14 protein-coding genes and 1 riboswitch are annotated in these 16042 nt (G+C 68.2%); of the genes, 10 read left to right on the top strand and 4 right to left on the bottom strand.

What is annotated here, in order from left to right; translation table 11 throughout:
* Position 1: 1 nt before the first annotated feature.
* Positions 2 to 559 (bottom strand): metallophosphoesterase family protein, encoded by a 558-nt coding sequence (locus tag N7I30_RS12400; RefSeq protein WP_498639207.1) that lies wholly within the window; start codon positions 557 to 559, stop codon positions 2 to 4.
* Positions 560 to 773: 214 nt separating this feature from the next.
* A complete protein-coding gene (locus N7I30_RS12395; RefSeq protein WP_009211216.1) occupies positions 774 to 986 on the bottom strand; it encodes a cold-shock protein in 213 nt (70 codons plus the stop codon).
* Between the two features lie 319 nt (positions 987 to 1305).
* Here N7I30_RS12395 and N7I30_RS12390 point away from each other — a divergent pair, with 319 nt between their 5' ends.
* Complete coding sequence (locus tag N7I30_RS12390; protein WP_498639205.1) at positions 1306 to 3045, top strand: DEAD/DEAH box helicase; 1740 nt, start codon at positions 1306 to 1308, stop codon at positions 3043 to 3045.
* An 82-nt stretch (positions 3046 to 3127) separates the two neighbouring features.
* On the opposite strand, the gene gbd is transcribed toward N7I30_RS12390, so the two are convergent.
* Complete coding sequence (gene gbd / locus N7I30_RS12385; RefSeq protein WP_498639204.1) at positions 3128 to 4258, bottom strand: 4-hydroxybutyrate dehydrogenase; 1131 nt, start codon at positions 4256 to 4258, stop codon at positions 3128 to 3130.
* 342 nt (positions 4259 to 4600) lie between these two features.
* Between gbd and ugpB the strand changes: the two genes are divergently transcribed.
* The 8 genes from ugpB to N7I30_RS12345 all read left to right on the top strand — a co-directional run bounded on the left by ugpB (position 4601) and on the right by N7I30_RS12345 (position 13823).
* Positions 4601 to 5908 carry a sn-glycerol-3-phosphate ABC transporter substrate-binding protein UgpB gene (gene ugpB / locus N7I30_RS12380; RefSeq protein WP_187390049.1) on the top strand — a complete coding sequence of 436 codons (1308 nt, stop codon included), beginning with the start codon at positions 4601 to 4603 and terminating at the stop codon, positions 5906 to 5908.
* A gap of 108 nt (positions 5909 to 6016) precedes the next feature.
* Positions 6017 to 6898 carry a sn-glycerol-3-phosphate ABC transporter permease UgpA gene (gene ugpA / locus N7I30_RS12375; protein ID WP_009211220.1) on the top strand — a complete coding sequence of 294 codons (882 nt, stop codon included), beginning with the start codon at positions 6017 to 6019 and terminating at the stop codon, positions 6896 to 6898.
* Positions 6899 to 6916: 18 nt separating this feature from the next.
* Complete coding sequence (ugpE, locus tag N7I30_RS12370; protein WP_009211221.1) at positions 6917 to 7765, top strand: sn-glycerol-3-phosphate ABC transporter permease UgpE; 849 nt, start codon at positions 6917 to 6919, stop codon at positions 7763 to 7765.
* Positions 7766 to 7767: 2 nt separating this feature from the next.
* Entirely contained in the window at positions 7768 to 8841 is a 1074-nt protein-coding gene (locus N7I30_RS12365; RefSeq protein WP_475362067.1) for a sn-glycerol-3-phosphate import ATP-binding protein UgpC, read from the top strand.
* Positions 8842 to 8965: 124 nt separating this feature from the next.
* A riboswitch (glycine riboswitch) is annotated at positions 8966 to 9055 on the top strand.
* A 150-nt stretch (positions 9056 to 9205) separates the two neighbouring features.
* Positions 9206 to 10501 carry a D-amino acid dehydrogenase gene (locus N7I30_RS12360; protein WP_498639201.1) on the top strand — a complete coding sequence of 432 codons (1296 nt, stop codon included), beginning with the start codon at positions 9206 to 9208 and terminating at the stop codon, positions 10499 to 10501.
* Positions 10502 to 10626: 125 nt separating this feature from the next.
* Positions 10627 to 11439, top strand: a complete 813-nt coding sequence (locus tag N7I30_RS12355) for an N-acetylmuramidase domain-containing protein (protein ID WP_498639199.1) — start codon at positions 10627 to 10629, stop codon at positions 11437 to 11439.
* A 146-nt stretch (positions 11440 to 11585) separates the two neighbouring features.
* Positions 11586 to 12329: a trehalose-phosphatase gene (otsB, locus tag N7I30_RS12350; protein WP_498639197.1), complete on the top strand. Its 744-nt coding sequence runs from the start codon at positions 11586 to 11588 to the stop codon at positions 12327 to 12329.
* Between the two features lie 78 nt (positions 12330 to 12407).
* Positions 12408 to 13823, top strand: a complete 1416-nt coding sequence (locus tag N7I30_RS12345) for an alpha,alpha-trehalose-phosphate synthase (UDP-forming) (RefSeq protein ID WP_277025105.1) — start codon at positions 12408 to 12410, stop codon at positions 13821 to 13823.
* Between the two features lie 27 nt (positions 13824 to 13850).
* Here the strand turns inward: N7I30_RS12345 and N7I30_RS12340 are convergent, their stop codons facing one another.
* Positions 13851 to 15002, bottom strand: coding sequence for a YbfB/YjiJ family MFS transporter (locus tag N7I30_RS12340; RefSeq protein WP_475364934.1), 1152 nt, complete (start codon positions 15000 to 15002; stop codon positions 13851 to 13853).
* A 212-nt stretch (positions 15003 to 15214) separates the two neighbouring features.
* Between N7I30_RS12340 and N7I30_RS12335 the strand changes: the two genes are divergently transcribed.
* Positions 15215 to 16018, top strand: coding sequence for a polyphosphate kinase 2 family protein (locus N7I30_RS12335; RefSeq protein ID WP_230787842.1), 804 nt, complete (start codon positions 15215 to 15217; stop codon positions 16016 to 16018).
* The last annotated feature ends 24 nt before the right edge of the window (positions 16019 to 16042 follow it).

The following is a 16042-nucleotide window of genomic DNA, read 5'->3' as shown; positions in this document are numbered from 1 at the left end:
CCTACGGTCTCGCGGGTCTCGCCTGGGTTTTGGACGATGCCTTGCCGGCAGGACCGGCCGCCTTGCGGCGCTGCGGCCGCGAGGCCAGCATCTCGTCCAGCGTGACCGGCCGGAAGTCCCAGGCGTCGACGCCGACATCGAACTGACGGGTAATCTTCTTCAGCCGTCCGTGGGAATGGCCATGCAGGTCGATGGCGCCCTTGCCCATGCCGTTCCAGGTCCGGAAGGCGTAATGGCACAGGACGATTCGGCGGTCGTCGAGGGTGAGTTCGCGATAGGCCTGGACGGTTTCCCAGCCGGGCGCGGCGATCGTGTCGGCATCGTCGTTGTTGCCGGTGACGAGCTGCTTGCGACCGTTGAGGCGGGACAGAAGCGCGGCCTTGGCGGCGGCGTCGCCGCGCGCGAAATCGCCGAGATGCCAGACGATGTCGTCCGGCCCCACGACGGCGTTCCAGCGATCGATCAGCGCGGCATCATGGTCGGCAAGATCGGCAAAGGGGCGCCGGTCGATCCGCAGGACGCGTGGATCGTTGAAATGCGTGTCGGCCGTGAAGAACATCGATCGGTCTCGTTGCCGTGCCGGGCCTCAGGAAGGTCCGGCACGGTCGTGTCTGCCACCCGCGGCGGGCATCCGGGCGATCGCTTCGGCCAGGCCGGTGCAGCGATCGAGCCCGTCTGCGGGCAGGTCGATCAGCGGGCGTTTCGGCGCCTGCCGGAAACCGTCTCGCGACGGGGCCCGACGGGGAGCGGACGAAACGGTCCTGCTGGCCGAATTATGCGGGCTGAATGTTGACCGCCTTGGGGCCCTTGCCGCGCGGATCGGGTTCCGTGTCGAAGGAAACCTTCTGATTCTCCGTGAGGGAAGTCATGCCGGAGCGCTCGACGGACGAGATGTGCACGAACACATCGCTTCCGCCCGCATCCGGACTAATGAAGCCGAAGCCCTTGTCCATGTTGAAGAACTTCACCGTACCAGTCTGAGCCATTTTACTACCTGTTTTTCCAGTCGGCGCCGGACGTACCGCCCGCGCGCCGGCACAGAATGGTGGGCAATGACGCGCGATGCAAGCGGGGGCTGTCCCGGAATGACGATATTCCGCTGCGGCAGTGCACAGTGCATGCACCCTCGGGACGGTGATTGGCGCGCAAAACTGCCGGCGTGGGCGGCCCGGAGAGCGGCGGCAAGCGCCGTTTCGGTTGAGCCGCGGGCCTGCCTGTGCAATAGGGGGCGCGGCTGGGCGGAAATGCCGCCACTCGCGCGCGTGCTCGTTGCCGCCGCCACTGCCGATACCCAAGGATTACCAGATGCCGTTTCGCACGACGAGCACGCCACTCGCTCACGCGCTCGCAGAGCGCGGTTACGTCGACCCGACCCCCGTTCAGGACGCCGTCCTGGAGCCGCAGGCGGCCGACCGCGACCTCCTCGTCTCCGCCCAGACCGGTTCGGGCAAGACCATTGCTTACGGGCTCGCCCTGGCCCCCACCCTGCTCGGCGAGGCCGAGCGCTTCGGCCCGGCCGGCGCGCCCATGGCGCTGATCGTCGCGCCGACGCGCGAACTCGCCATGCAGGTGACGACCGAACTCGCCTGGCTCTACGCCCAGACCGGCGCCGAAATGGTGACCTGCGTCGGCGGCATGGATCCGCGCGCCGAGAAGCGCAAGCTGGCCCAGGGCGCCCATATCGTCGTCGGCACGCCCGGCCGCCTGCGCGATCATCTCGAACGCGGCGCCCTGCAGATCGGCGGCCTGAAGGCGCTGGTGCTCGACGAAGCCGACGAGATGCTCAATCTCGGCTTCCGGGAGGATCTGGAGTTCCTGCTGGAGGCCACCCCGCGCGAGCGCCGCACGCTGCTGTTCTCGGCGACGCTGCCGAAGCTGATCTCGTCCATGGCCAAGCGCTACCAGCGCGACGCCCTGCGCATCGAGGCGACGCGCAGCAGCGAAGCCCATGCCGACATCGAATACAAGGCGATCCGGATCGCGCCGAACGAGCTGGAACATGCCGTCGTCAACGTCCTGCGCTACAACGATGCGCCGAGCGCGATCGTGTTCTGCAACACCCGCGAGGCGGTGCGCCATCTGTCCTCCGGCCTTCTGGAGCGCGGCTTTTCGGCGGTGACGCTGTCGGGCGAACTCGGCCAGGCCGAGCGCAACCAGGCCATGCAGGCGCTGCGCGACGGCCGTGCGCGGGTGTGCGTGGCGACCGACGTCGCCGCCCGCGGCATCGACCTGCCGGGCCTCGCGCTGGTCATTCACGCCGATCTGCCGAGCGACGCCGAGACGCTGCAGCACCGCAGTGGCCGCACCGGCCGCGCCGGGCGCAAGGGCATTTCGGTGCTGCTGGTGCCGATCTCGCGCCGGCGCAAGGCCGAGCGGCTTCTGGCCGAAGCGCGGATCCGGGCCGAATGGGGCGGCACGCCCTCGGCCGACGCAATCCGCAAGCTCGACGAAGACCGGCTTCTGACCGATCCCGTGCTGGCGCAGGAGTCCAGCGAGGAAGATCTCGCCGTCGCCCGCAGCCTCCTGGAGAAGCATTCGCCCGAAGCCGTCGCCGCAGCGCTGGCACGGCTCTATCGCTCGCGCCTGCCGGCGCCCGAGGACGTCTTCGATCCCGGCTTCGGCCCCGACCCGAAGGCCGGCAAGGATTTCGCGGGCAAGGAACGCACGCCGCGCAAGGAGCGCGATCAGGCGAGCGGCCCGATGGTGTGGTTCCACATGGATGTCGGCCGACGCAACAATGCAGATCCCAAATGGATCCTGCCGCTGCTGTGCCGCCGCGGCAAGATCACCCGGCAGGAGATCGGCATGATCAAGATCTTCGATCGCGAGACGAAGTTCGAGATCTCCGAGAGCGTCGCCAAGCGTTTTGCCGACGCCGCCGAAGTCAGCGACGGCGACGACATCACCATCTCCACGACGGGCGCACCGGGCGGTGGCGATTCCGACCGCAAGGGCGGTTTCGGCAAGAAGCCGTTCAACCGCAAGGGCGGCACCGGTCCCGGCAGTGCCAAGCCGCGCCGTCCGCGGCCCAAGCCGAAGGGCTGATCCAGCCGGTAACGACCGGGCGCCCGGCGCCCGGTTCGTCACTTCTAGAGCACCTCCCGAACGCGGCGTTGCGCCTTTCGGCTCAATAGGCCTCTTCGAGCAGTTTCAGGAAATCGGCGGCGACGGCCGGCCGCGGATTCGTGGCCGTCGAATGGTCGCGCTCGGCGCCCTCGGCAACGAGGCCGAAGCAGTCGCGCGGCACGTTCATTTCCGACAGGGTCGTCGGCATGGCGAGATCGCGGTTGAGCGCGGTGATCGCCGCGGCCAGATCGGCGTCCGCCTCCAGCCCCATAGCACCGGCCAGCGCCCGGTATTTCTCCTCGGCGGACGGCGCGTTGTACCGCAGCACCGCCGGCAGCAGGATGGCGTTGATCGTGCCGTGATGCAGGCGCACGCTCTTCAGCCCGCCGAGCGGATGCGACAGCGAGTGGACCGCGCCGAGCCCCTTCTGGAAGGTCATGCCGCCCTGCAGCGCCGCCATCATCATCTCGCTGCGCGCGGTGATATCGTCGCCGGCCTCCGTCGCCCGGCGGATCCAGCGCATGGCGCGGGCCAGCCCGTCCAGCGCGATCGCCTCGGCCGGCGGATTGTAGCGCGGCGACAGATAGGTCTCGATGCAGTGGGTGACGGCGTCCATGCCGGTCGCCGCGGTCAGTCCCGAGGGCAGGCCGACGGTCAGTTCCGGGTCGCAGATCGCCACGCTCGGGATCATGTGCGGCGAGATGAAGCCGAGCTTGCGGCCGTCGTCGAGCGTGACGAGCGCGGCGCGCCCGACCTCGCTGCCGGTGCCCGCGGTCGTCGGAATGGCGATCAGCGGCGGCTTGTTCGCGGTGATCTTCGGGATGCCGCTGAGGATCGCGGCGTATTGCTCCAGCGGTCCGGCATGGGTGGCCAGCAACGACACCGCCTTGGCCAGGTCGATGGGCGAGCCGCCGCCGATCGCCACGAGGCTGTCGCAGCCATGCTCGCGATAGAGCGCCAGCGCCGCGTTGACCGCCGCTTCGGTCGGGTTCTCGGGCGTGCCGTCGAAGACCACCGTGTCGGCGGGCAGTCCGCCGGCCGACAGCACGCGCTCCACCAGCCCCGCCGCGACGATCCCCTTGTCGGCGACGATCATCGGCGTGCGCACGCCCAGTTCGCGCAGTTCCGCGCCGAGCAGGCTGGCGGCGCCGACCTCGAACTGGATCTTCGTCAGATAGGTGATCAAGGCCATGCGATTCTCCCCAATGGCTTTTTGGCGCGCGGGCCCCTTGCCCCTCCGGCGGACGCGCACGGCGATATGTCCTAATCCTTGCGAACGATTTTGGGAATGCCGCCGCGGCTTGCGCGGCCAACGCTGCGCGGTTCGCGCGTAGCAGCCTGAAACCGGCTGATGGCAGCCAACAGGCGCACGACGTGCGCCGGATCACGGTCGTTACAGCCGCCATACCGAGTTTTTCCACTGTCATCGAACCTTCATGCTTGTGTCACCGATCGGTTTTGAAGCACTCCTAGAGAAGCGGCTTGCAACGAGCTCGGCAACAGGGCCCGAGAGTCGCATCAAGGGTGAGGAAACATGATGAACCGCAAAATTCTGGGCGCCGCCGTCGCGCTGGGCGCGCTGGTCGCTGGCGCAGGTCAGGCCATCGCCGTGACCGAGCTGCAGTGGTGGCACGCGATGTCGGGAGCCAACAACGAAGTCGTTGACACGCTCGCCAAGGAATTCAACGAGAGCCAGGACGCCTACAAGATCACCCCGGTCTTCAAGGGCACCTATCCCGAGACGCTGAACGCCGGCATCGCCGCCTTCCGCGCCAAGCAGCCGCCGGCGATCATCCAGGTCTTCGACGTGGGCACCGGCGTGATGATGGGCGCCGAGGGTGCGGTCATGCCGGTCGCCGACGTCCTGGAAGCCGGCGGCTACAACTTCGACAAGTCGAACTACCTGCCCGGCATCGTCGCCTATTACTCCAAGCCGGACGGCACGATGCTGTCCTTCCCGTACAATTCCTCGTCGCCGATCCTGTACTACAACAAGGACATCTTCGAGAAAGCCGGCCTCGACGTCGACAGCCCGCCGGAGACTTGGCAGGACGTGTTCGCGGCGGCCCGCACCATCAAGGAATCGGGCGCGGCCGAGTGCGGCTACACCTCGACCTGGCTGACCTGGATCCACCTCGAGAATTTCGCGGCGTGGAACAACGTGGCCTATGGCACCAACGAGAACGGCCTGGCCGGCACCGACGTCGAGCTGAAGCTCAACGAGCCGCTCTATGTCCAGCATTTCCAGGACATCGCCGATCTCGCCAAGGACGGCGTCTTCCGCTACGGCGGCCGCACCTCGGAAGCCAAGCAGCTCTTCCTGTCGGGCGAGTGCGGGATCCTGACGGAATCTTCCGGTGGTCTCGGCGACATCGTCAAGTCGGGCATGAACTACGGCATCGGCCAGCTTCCCTATGACGCCAATGCCGAGGGCGCACCGCAGAACACCATCCCGGGCGGCGCCAGCCTCTGGGTCTTCGGCGGCAAGTCCGACGAGGAGTACAAGGGCATCGCGGAGTTCTTCAACTTCCTGTCCCAGACCGAGATCCAGTCGCGCCTGCACCAGGTGTCGGGTTACCTGCCGGTGACCATGGACGCCTACGAGGCGACCAAGGATTCGGGCTTCTACGAGAAGAACCCGGGCCGCGAGACCCCGATCCTGCAGATGATGGGCAAGGAGCCGACCGAGAACTCCAAGGGCGTGCGCCTGCCCAACCTGCCGCAGCTGCGCGACATCGAGAACGAGCAGTTCGAGCTGATGCTCTCGGGCCAGCAGGACGCCCAGGCCGCGCTCGACAAGATCGTCGAACTCGGCAACGAGGCGATCGCCGAAGCGCAGTAAGCGCCATCGTCACCGACGCCGGGCGGTTCGACCGCCCGGCGTTGTTCTGCCTGTCGCCCTTTTCCCGTCGCCACGCGCCCTGCGCGGCGGCCCAGTCCCAGAGACGCCGTGTCGAAAGCCGTCTTTCCCAACAAATGGCTGCCCTATCTGCTGCTCGCGCCGCAGGTGGCGATCACGCTGGTGTTCTTCTACTGGCCGGCCAGCCAGGCGCTCTACCAGTCAGTGCTGCGCCAGGACCCGTTCGGGCTGAAGACGACCTTCGTCGGCCTCGCCAATTTCCGCTCGGTGCTGAGCGATCCCGGCTATCTCAATGCGGTGAAGGTCACGGCGATCTTCTCCTTCTCCACCGCGATCCTCGCCATGGCGCTGGCGCTGCTGCTGGCGTCGGCGGCCGAGAAGGTCGTGCGCGGCAAGGGCTTCTACCGCACCCTGCTGATCTGGCCCTATGCGGTGGCGCCCGCCGTCGCCGGCATGCTGTGGCTGTTCATGTTCAACCCCGCCATGGGCACCTTCGCCTACATGCTGCGCCGGTCGGGCTACAACTGGGACCCGCTCTTGAACGGTGACCAGGCGATGCTGCTGGTGGTGGTGGCGGCCGCCTGGAAGCAGATCAGCTACAATTTCCTGTTCTTCGTCGCGGCGCTGCAGTCGATCCCGAAATCCCTGACCGAGGCCGCCGCCATCGACGGCGCCGGCTCGACCAAGCGCTTCTGGACCATCGTCTTCCCGCTGATCGCGCCGACGACCTTCTTCCTGCTCGTCGTCAACACGGTCTACGCCTTCTTCGACACCTTCGGCATCATCGACGCGGTTACCGCCGGCGGGCCGGCGCGCGCCACCGAGACGCTGGTCTACAAGGTCTATATCGACGGTTTCGTGAATCTCGACCTCGGCAGCTCAGCGGCCCAGTCGGTGATCCTGATGGCGATCGTCATCGCCCTGACGGCGGTGCAGTTCCGCTACGTCGAACGGCGGGTGCATTATGGCTGATCCACGGAACCGCCGACCATGATCGAGCGCAGCCCCATCGGCCGGCCGGTCGCCCACGTGCTTCTGGTACTGGGCCTGGCGATCGTCGCCTTCCCGATCTACTACACCTTCGTCGCCTCGACGCAGACGCTGCAGACCATCCTGCGGCCGCCGCTGCCGCTGGTGCCGGGCGACCAGTTCCTCGACAATTACGGCGAGGCGCTGTTCGGCGGCGTCGACCGGATCGGCGGCGTCAGCGTCTGGACCCTGCTGTTCAACACATCGGTGATGGCGCTCGGCATCGCGGTGGGCAAGATCGTCATCTCGATCCTGTCGGCCTTCGCGATCGTGTTCTTCCGCTTCCCGCTGCGCATGACCTTCTTCTGGCTGATCTTCATCACCTTGATGCTGCCGGTCGAGGTGCGCATCCTGCCGACCTACAAGGTGATGGTCGATCTCGGCATGATCGACACCTATGCCGGGCTGATCCTGCCGCTGATCGCCTCGGCGACCGCGACGCTCCTGTTCCGGCAGTTCTTCATGACCATCCCGTCCGAACTGGTGGAGGCGGCGCGCGTCGACGCGGCCGGGCCGATGCGCTTCTTCCGCGACATCCTGCTGCCGCTCTCCAAGACCAACATCGCGGCCCTGTTCGTGATCCTCTTCATCTATGGCTGGACGCAGTATCTGTGGCCGCTGCTCGTCACCAACGACAACCAGATGAACACGATCGTCATCGCCCTGAAGAAGATGGTGTCCTTCGCCGACGCCGATACGCCGTGGCATCTGGTCATGGTGACGGCGATCCTGGCGATCGCGCCCCCCGTCCTGGTCGTCGTCCTGATGCAGCGCTGGTTCGTGCGCGGCCTCGTCGAAGCGGAGAAGTAAACTTGGCAGGCATCGAACTGAGGGACGTGCGCAAGGTCTATGCCGGCAATGTGGAGGCCGTGAAGGGCGTCTCGCTGGATATTCCCGATGGCGAATTCGTCGTCCTCGTCGGCCCGTCCGGCTGCGGAAAGTCGACGCTCTTGCGCATGGTGGCCGGGCTGGAAGCGATCTCCTCCGGCACGATCACCATCGGCGACCGGGTGGTCAACGACCTGGAACCGGCCCAACGCGACATCGCCATGGTGTTCCAGAACTACGCGCTCTATCCGCATATGAGCGTGCGCCAGAACCTCGAATACGGCCTGAAGAACCGCAAGATGGCGAAGGACGAGATCGCCCGGCGCGTCGAGGAGGCCTCGAAGGTGCTGGAGATCGCCCCGCTCCTGTCGCGCAAGCCCGGCCAGCTCTCCGGCGGCCAGCGCCAGCGCGTCGCCATGGGCCGCGCCATCGTGCGCGAGCCGGCGGCCTTCCTGTTCGACGAGCCGCTGTCCAATCTCGACGCCAAGCTGCGCGTCCAGATGCGCGCCGAGATCCGGCGGCTGCAGCGCCAGTTCGCCACCACCAGCCTCTACGTGACCCACGACCAGCTCGAGGCGATGACGCTGGCCGACCGGCTGGTCGTGCTGAACGCCGGCCGCATCGAGCAGGCCGGCTCGCCGATGGACATCTACGAGCGTCCCGCAAGCCTGTTCGTCGCCACCTTCATCGGCTCGCCGGCGATGAATCTCGTGCCGCTCGGCGGCGGCGCCGCGCACGTGGCCGGCATCAGCGGCCTCGACGACGCCGGTGCCACGACGGCGTCCGGCGTGACCCTCGGCATCCGCCCCGAGCACATGCGGCTTCTCGCCGACGCGCCGGCCGCTCCGGGCGAGTTCGTCTGCGACCTCACCGTCAGCGGCGTCGAGGTGGTCGGCGCCGAGAGCTACGTCTATGGCGCGCTGCCGGACAAGGGTCCGGAGATCGCCGTGCGGGTGGCCGGCTACAGCCATCTGGAGCCGGGCACGAAGGTTCGCGCCGCCGCGCCGATTTCAGCCTTGCACCGCTTCGACACGTCGAGCGGCCTGCGCATCGACTGAGACGGGCCGTCAGCGAGCCGCCAACCGCGAGGCTCATACCCGCGCTGCCGACATGGCTGGCCCTGCGCCGACGCCGATACGCCCCCGCTTGCCGGCGCCCCGTGAAAGGCATAGGATAAGTGCACAGACGCTAGCGGGAGAGACCGGCCGCAAGGCCGGCGCCGAAGGAGCAACCGCCCCGGAAACTCTCAGGCAAAAGGACCGCCTGCGTCTCTGCAAATTCCGAAGAGCGACGGCCATTCATCGGCCGTCCGCCGAAGGAGAAAGTGGCCGCCGGAAATTCCTCTGCGGCCGCGAAGCTCTCAGGCTCATGACGGGAGGGGCATGAACGACGCCCCCGCTGCGGCGGGGCGAAAGGATCGTCATGACCTCCATCGCCGTCATCGGCGCCGGCATCACCGGCGTCACCACTGCCTATCAGCTCGTCCAGCGCGGCTTCGACGTGACCGTCTTCGACCGTCATGCCCATGCCGCGATGGAAACCTCCTTCGCCAATGGCGGCCAGCTTTCGGCCTCCAACGCCGAGGTCTGGAACCAGCCGAGCACCTTCCTCAAGGGCCTGAAATGGATGCTGCGCAAGGATGCGCCGCTGCTCGTCCATCCCTCGCCCTCCTGGCACAAGCTGTCCTGGATGATGGAATTCGTCCTCGCCGCGCGCAGCTACGAGGCCAACACCATCGCCACCACCCGGCTGGCGATCGCGGCGCGCCGGCATCTGCTGGACGCGGCCGAACGCGAGGGCTTCGACTTCGACGCCGAGAAGCGCGGCATCCTGCATGTCTATGAAAGCCGCGCGGAAATGGCCCATGCCGCCGGCGTGGACCGGCTCCTGGCCGAAGGCGGCCTGCGCCGCGACGCGGTGACGCCGGCCGAGATCGCCGCGATCGAACCGACCATCCGCGGGGATTTCGTCGGCGGCTTCTTCACCGAATCCGACTTCACCGGCGACATCCACAAATACACCCGCCACCTCGCCGAGGCCTGCCGGCGGAAGGGCGCGACTTTCGCCTTCGATGCCGACGTGCGCAAGCTCGCCTCGCGCGGCGCCGACGGCGTCGACGTGACCTGGAAGGATGGCCGCCGGCCACAGGACGCGCCGCGCCAGCAGCGCTTCGACGGCATTGTCGTCTGCGCCGGTGTCGCCAGCCGCGCCTTCGCCCGCCAGCTCGGCGACCGGGTCAACATCTACCCGGTGAAGGGCTATTCGGTGACGGTGAACCTCACCGACGAGGCGAGCCGCGCCGGCGCGCCCTGGGTCAGTCTCCTCGACGATCACGCCAAGGTCGTTACCAGCCGCCTCGGGGCCGACCGGCTGCGCATCGCCGGCACCGCGGAATTTGCCGGCGAGAACCGCGACATCAGAGCGGCCCGCATCCGGCCGCTGGTCGAGTGGTGCCGCACGCGCTTCCCGGAGATCGCGACGGATTCGGTCGTGCCCTGGGCGGGCCTGCGCCCGATGATGCCGAACATGATGCCGCGGGTCGGCGCCGGCCGGGCGGCCGGGGTGTTCTACAACACCGGCCACGGCCATCTCGGATGGACCCTGTCGGCGGTGACGGCGGACATGATCGCCGGCGAGGTCGAGGCCCGCTATGCCCGCCCGCGTGCCGCCGGTTTCCGGCAGATGCCGGCCGAAACGGACCTGCCGGCCGCCGCCTGACCCGTCCGGCTTCGGCATCCATCGACCCCTGCCCATATCGGCCGTCCCTCGCCTGAGGGGCGGCCGTTGTTTTCTCCCCGCCTGCTTCGATCCGGCGACACTGGTCGCGGTGACGGGAGGGAGCGATGAGGGTGGATCAGGCGGTTCTCGGCGCAGCGCGCCATGTATCGAAGACGAGCGGCATCGACGCGGCGGTGCTGGTCGCCGTCGCGCTGGTGGAAACCAACGCGGTGGCGTTCGCGCGTATCGGCGATCGCCGCGAACCGCTGATCCGCTTCGAGGGCCATTATTTCGACCGGCTGCTGTCGGGGCCCGCACGCCAGCGCGCGCGGGCGGCGGGGCTGGCCGATCCGCGGGCCGGGCGTATCCGCAATCCCGCCTCCCAGAGCGCCCGCTGGAAGCTCTTCGACGCGGCGGCCGCGATCGATGCGGCGGCAGCCGCCGCTTCGGTCTCCTGGGGCCTTTGCCAGGTGATGGGCTCGCACTGGAAGGCGCTCGGCTATGGCGATGCCGCCGATCTCGCGGCAGCGGCGCGCGCCTCGGCCGAAGGGCAGTTCGAGATCGCGGCGCGGTTCCTCGCCGCCGGACGGCTCGCGGATCGCCTGGTCAATGGCGACGTCGCCGGCTTTGCCCGCCGCTACAACGGCCCGGCCTATCGCCGCAATCGCTATGACGAGAAGATCGCCGCCGCCCTGCGCAAGGCGAGAAGCCCTCTGGGTACGGACCCGGCGACCGGCGAGTTGCGCCGCGGGGCGCGCGGCGACCGCGTCCGCCGGCTGCAGGGCGCCCTCGTCGCCCATGGCCACCGCCTCGTCGTGGACGGCATCTTCGGCCCCGGCACCGAGGCCGCGCTGACGGGTTTCCAGGCAGCGCTCGGCCTGCCGGTCTCGGCGGCGGCGGACGCTGCGACCATGGCGCGGCTGGGTGTTTCGGCATAGCCCTGCGCCAAGGCCCGCTAGCCGGCGGAGCGGCGATCCGCGCCCGGCGGCACTTCCTCCGGCGCATGCGGTCGGGGAGAAACCGGTCGACTTTCGTATCGATCCTGTGGCCGCGGGCGTTCCGGATGCTATGTACTGCAACCGAGATGGTACAAGAATCCGCATTCCCCCCCGCCCTCGACACGACCCGTCACGCCGTCTTTCTGGACTTCGACGGGACGCTGGTCGAGCTCGTCGACGATCCGCAGGCCGTGGCGATGGCGCCCGCTGCCCAACGGGAGCTGGCCGGCCTTGCCCGGAAGCTGGACGGCGCGCTCGCCGTCGTCAGCGGCCGCCGCATCGCCGATCTCGACCGCTTCCTGTCGCCCGACCGCTTTGCCGCGGCCGGCGTCCACGGGCTTGAGCGTCGGCGCAGCCCCGACGGCGCGGTGGAGATGCTGGCCGGTCCGGAGACCCTCGACCCGGTGCGCGACCGCATCGCCAGCGCGGTCGAATCCGCCCGGCGCCTGCATCTGGAGGACAAGGACACCGCCCTCGTCCTGCATTACCGCACGGCTCCGGACCTGCAGGATCTGGCCGAGCGGATCATGGCGCAGGCGACCGAAGGCCGCGACGACCTCGTCGTCATGCATGGCGACTGCATCGTCGAGGTGCATCCGGCCGGCATGGACAAGGGCAAGGCCGTCGCCGCGATGATGGAGGATGCGCCCTTTGCCGGCCGCATTCCCGTCTATGTCGGCGACGACACGACGGACGAATTCGCGTTGCGCCACGTGCGCAACCAGGGCGGCGTCTCCATCAAGGTGGGCGGCGCCGAGAAGACCAGCGTGGCGGAGTTCCGGCTGCCGGACATCGCCGCCGTTCACGCCTGGATCGCCGCGGCCTCCTGAGGGAGCGCCGGAGGCTGGACCATACGGCAATCACGACGACGAAGCCGAAGGCGGCTTTGCAACAGGAGACGGGAGACGATGGCGGACGGGCAGCGGCGACTGGTGGCGGTGTCGAACAGGGTCGGCCCCCTCAATGACGAGGGCAAGGCCGGCGGTCTGGCGGTCGGGCTGTCGGATGCGCTGAAGCGGCGCGGTGGCCTGTGGTTCGGCTGGAGTGGCGACACGTCGGAACAGGGGACCTTCAGCGAAGCCCATACCGAGGTGCAGGACAGCGTGTCGATGACCACCATCGACATGAACCAGGAAGAGCTTGAGGGCTTCTATTTCGGCTATGCCAACCGCTCGCTCTGGCCGCTGCTGCACTACCGGCTCGACCTCGCCCAGTTCGACCGGCAATCGGAGCGCGTCTACCGCTCGGTGAACCAGCGCTTCGCCGCCCGGCTGGCGCCCATGCTGGACGACGACGACATCGTCTGGGTCCACGATTATCATTTCTTCTTCCTCGGCTCCGAACTGCGCCAGTGCGGCTTCGAAGGCCGCATCGGCTTCTTCCTGCACATCCCCTTCTGCCCGCCGGAAATCTTCACGGCGCTGCCGGCCAGCCACGACATCGTCCGGGCGATGCTCGCCTACGATCTCGTCGGCTTCCAGACCGACACCGACCGGCGCAATTTCCTCGCCTTCTGCATTCGCGAACTGGGCGGCCAGAAGCTGTCGGACAATCGCATCCGGGTCGGTGACCGGGTGGTGACGGCGCGGGTCTTCCCGATCGGCATCGACGCCCCCGGCTACGAACGGTTCGCCGTGTCGCCGGAAGCCGGCGAGCACGAAGAGATGCTGCGCGACATGGCCGGCGAGCGGCTGCAGATCGTCGGCGTCGACCGGATGGACTATTCCAAGGGCCTGGTCGAGCGCTTCCGCGGCTTCGAGCGCCTGCTCGAGGATTATCCTGAGAACCGCGGCAACGTGCAGTTCCTGCAGGTGGCGCCGCTGTCGCGATCCGAGCTCGGCGCCTATGTCGAGCTGCGACGCGAGCTGGAGGAACTGGCCGGCCACATCAACGGCCGCTTCGCCACCCTCGACTGGACGCCGATCCAGATCATGACCCGCGGCTTCACCCGCCGGGCGCTGGCCGGCATCTACCGCGCGGCAAGGGTCTGCCTGGTCACGCCGCTGCGCGACGGCATGAACCTCGTCGCCAAGGAATTCGTCGCCGCGCAGGACCCCGACGATCCGGGCGTCCTGGTGCTGTCGCGCTTTGCCGGAGCGCGGGCCGAGCTGCCCGATGCGTTGATCGTCAATCCCTACTCGACCGACGATGTCGCACGCGCCCTGCAGCGGGCCCTGACCATGCCCTTCGACGAGCGCAAGCGGCGCTGGGAGGGCATGCGCGAGGCGGTCTTCGCCGGCACGTCGGAAATCTGGTGCGACAGCTTCATCGAGGCGCTGGAAAACGCCGACGCCAGCCTGCCGGAGGACGCGCCGCAGCCGTGATCGGCGAGCGCCGCGAATGATGACGGGTCAGACGGTGGCGGGCCGCATCCGGATCGCCACCGCCAGCGCCACAAGGCCGATCCCGAGCACGGCGGCCGATCCGGCCAGCGCCATGTCGTAATTGCCGTCGCCCGCGACGAGGAAGCCGGCAATCAGCGGGCCGAGCATCTGGCCAAGGCCGAAGCCGGCTGTCAGGACGGCAAAGCCGCGACCGCCGAGACCGTGCCGCCCCAGGGGAATGGTCAGCAGGGTGATGGCCATGAAGGTGCCGCCGAAGAGCACTGCCGCGACGAGCGCCGCCGCGCCCGAGTCCGAGACGACCGGCAGCAGGACGCCGACGATCTGCGCCGCATAGGCCGCCATCAGCGCGGCGGAGAAGCCGAAGCGTTCGGCCATGCGCGACCAGAACAGGCAGCTCGGCAGGCCGGCGAGACCGGCGATGATCCAGACCCAGTCCCCCATGCCCTCCAGCCCCGGCCGCGACTTGACGATCGCGACGATGAAGGTGGCGAAGACCGAATAGCCGAGGCCTTCGCAGCTGTAGTTCAGCATCAGCGGCCAGAACGGCAGCGGTCGCGGCACGCGGCGGCGCGGATCGGGCGCCCGCAGGGTGGCGGGCAGATCGCGCTCGCCGATCTCGATGAAGACGATGGGCGCCAGGATCGCCGTCAGAAGCCCAGCCGCCATCCACAGCCCGGCCGAATCGATGAAGGGCGCGGCGAAATGGACGAGCAGCCCGGATCCGGCGATGCCGATGCCGACCCCGCCGAACATCCAGCTCAGCCTGGCTTCGGCGCCGATCGCGGCGAGGGCTTCGGCGACCATGCCGGCCGCGGCGATCATGGCGAAGGCGCTGGCGAGGCCCGAGACGGTGCGCAGGACCAGCCAGAGCGCCAGATCGTCGGTCAGCCCCATGGCGAAGGTGGTAACGATGCTGGCGACGATGCCGATCCGGAAGGCGGCGAGCCGCGGGGCGCCCCGGCTGATGAAGGTCGCCATCAGCGAGCCGGCGAGATAGCCGGCAAAGTTCGCAGCGGCGACGATGCCGGCGATGTCCGGCCCGAAGCCGTAGTCGCGCTGCATCAGCGGCAGCAGGGGCGTGTAGTAGAAGCGGCCGACGCCCATGACGATGGCCAGCGTCAGGAAACCGCCGAGGAGCATTCGATTGGTCGGGTGCATGGCACGCACTGGTCGTCGGGGGTGAGCACGGCGCTCGGTTCGCCGCTTGTAAGCCATATGGCCGGCTGACGATATGCCCGCCGGCGCATGCCCCCCTCGACGCCGCTGCATGGCCGTCTTCCGGGCGGGCGGTGCTGAATTCGTCCCCCCTCGTCGGAATCCGGTGGGTGTGCCCTAATTGGGGGCGTGACAAACCCGGAAGCGAGGACGGCATGGACGATCAGAGCGGCAAGCGGCGTCTCGAAGCGCTCGACATGAGCGCCAAGCTGGGCAGCAAGGAATATGACGCCCGGCTCGAGGCCGTGCAGCTTCGCTTCCGACAGATCCAGCAGGCCTATCTGAACAGCAAGGAAAAGGCCGTTGTCGTCTTCGAGGGCTGGGATGCGGCCGGCAAGGGCGGCGCGATCCGCCGCATGGCGGCCGTCATGGATCCGCGCGGCTTCAAGGTCTGGCCGATCGCCGCCCCGACGCCGACCGAGCTGTCGCATCATTACCTGGCGCGGTTCTGGTCACGTCTGCCGGCCAAGGGCGAGATCGCCGTCTTCGACCGTTCCTGGTACGGTCGCGTGCTGGTCGAGCGGGTGGAGGGTTTTGCCAGCGAGCCGGAATGGCGCCGGGCCTATGACGAGATCAACGGCTTCGAGAAGCTGCTGGTCGACGACGGCGTGAAGATCGCCAAGATCTTCCTCTATATCGACCGCGACGAGCAGCTCGACCGCTTCGAGCGGCGCCTCCACGACCCGTTGAAGCGCTGGAAGCTGTCCTACGAGGATTTCCGCAACCGCGACAAATGGGACGAGTATCTGACGGTGGCCGACGACATGCTGGATCGCACCGATACGGCCGCCGCGCCCTGGACGGTGATTGCCGCCAACAGCAAGAAATATGCGCGGGTCACCGCTCTGGAGACCATTGCGGACCGGCTGTCGGCCGGGGTGAACCTCGCACCGGCCGAGCTCGACCCGGAGCTCGAGAAGCGCTTCACCGCCGAGATCGCGGCGGCGAAGCCCGGCTGACCGGGCGAGCCGCGATGGCGACGC

This window comes from Aurantimonas litoralis (assembly GCF_026153195.1).
GTDB classification, from domain to species: domain Bacteria; phylum Pseudomonadota; class Alphaproteobacteria; order Rhizobiales; family Rhizobiaceae; genus Aurantimonas; species Aurantimonas coralicida.
This window is presented reverse-complemented; position numbering and strand designations above follow the sequence as displayed.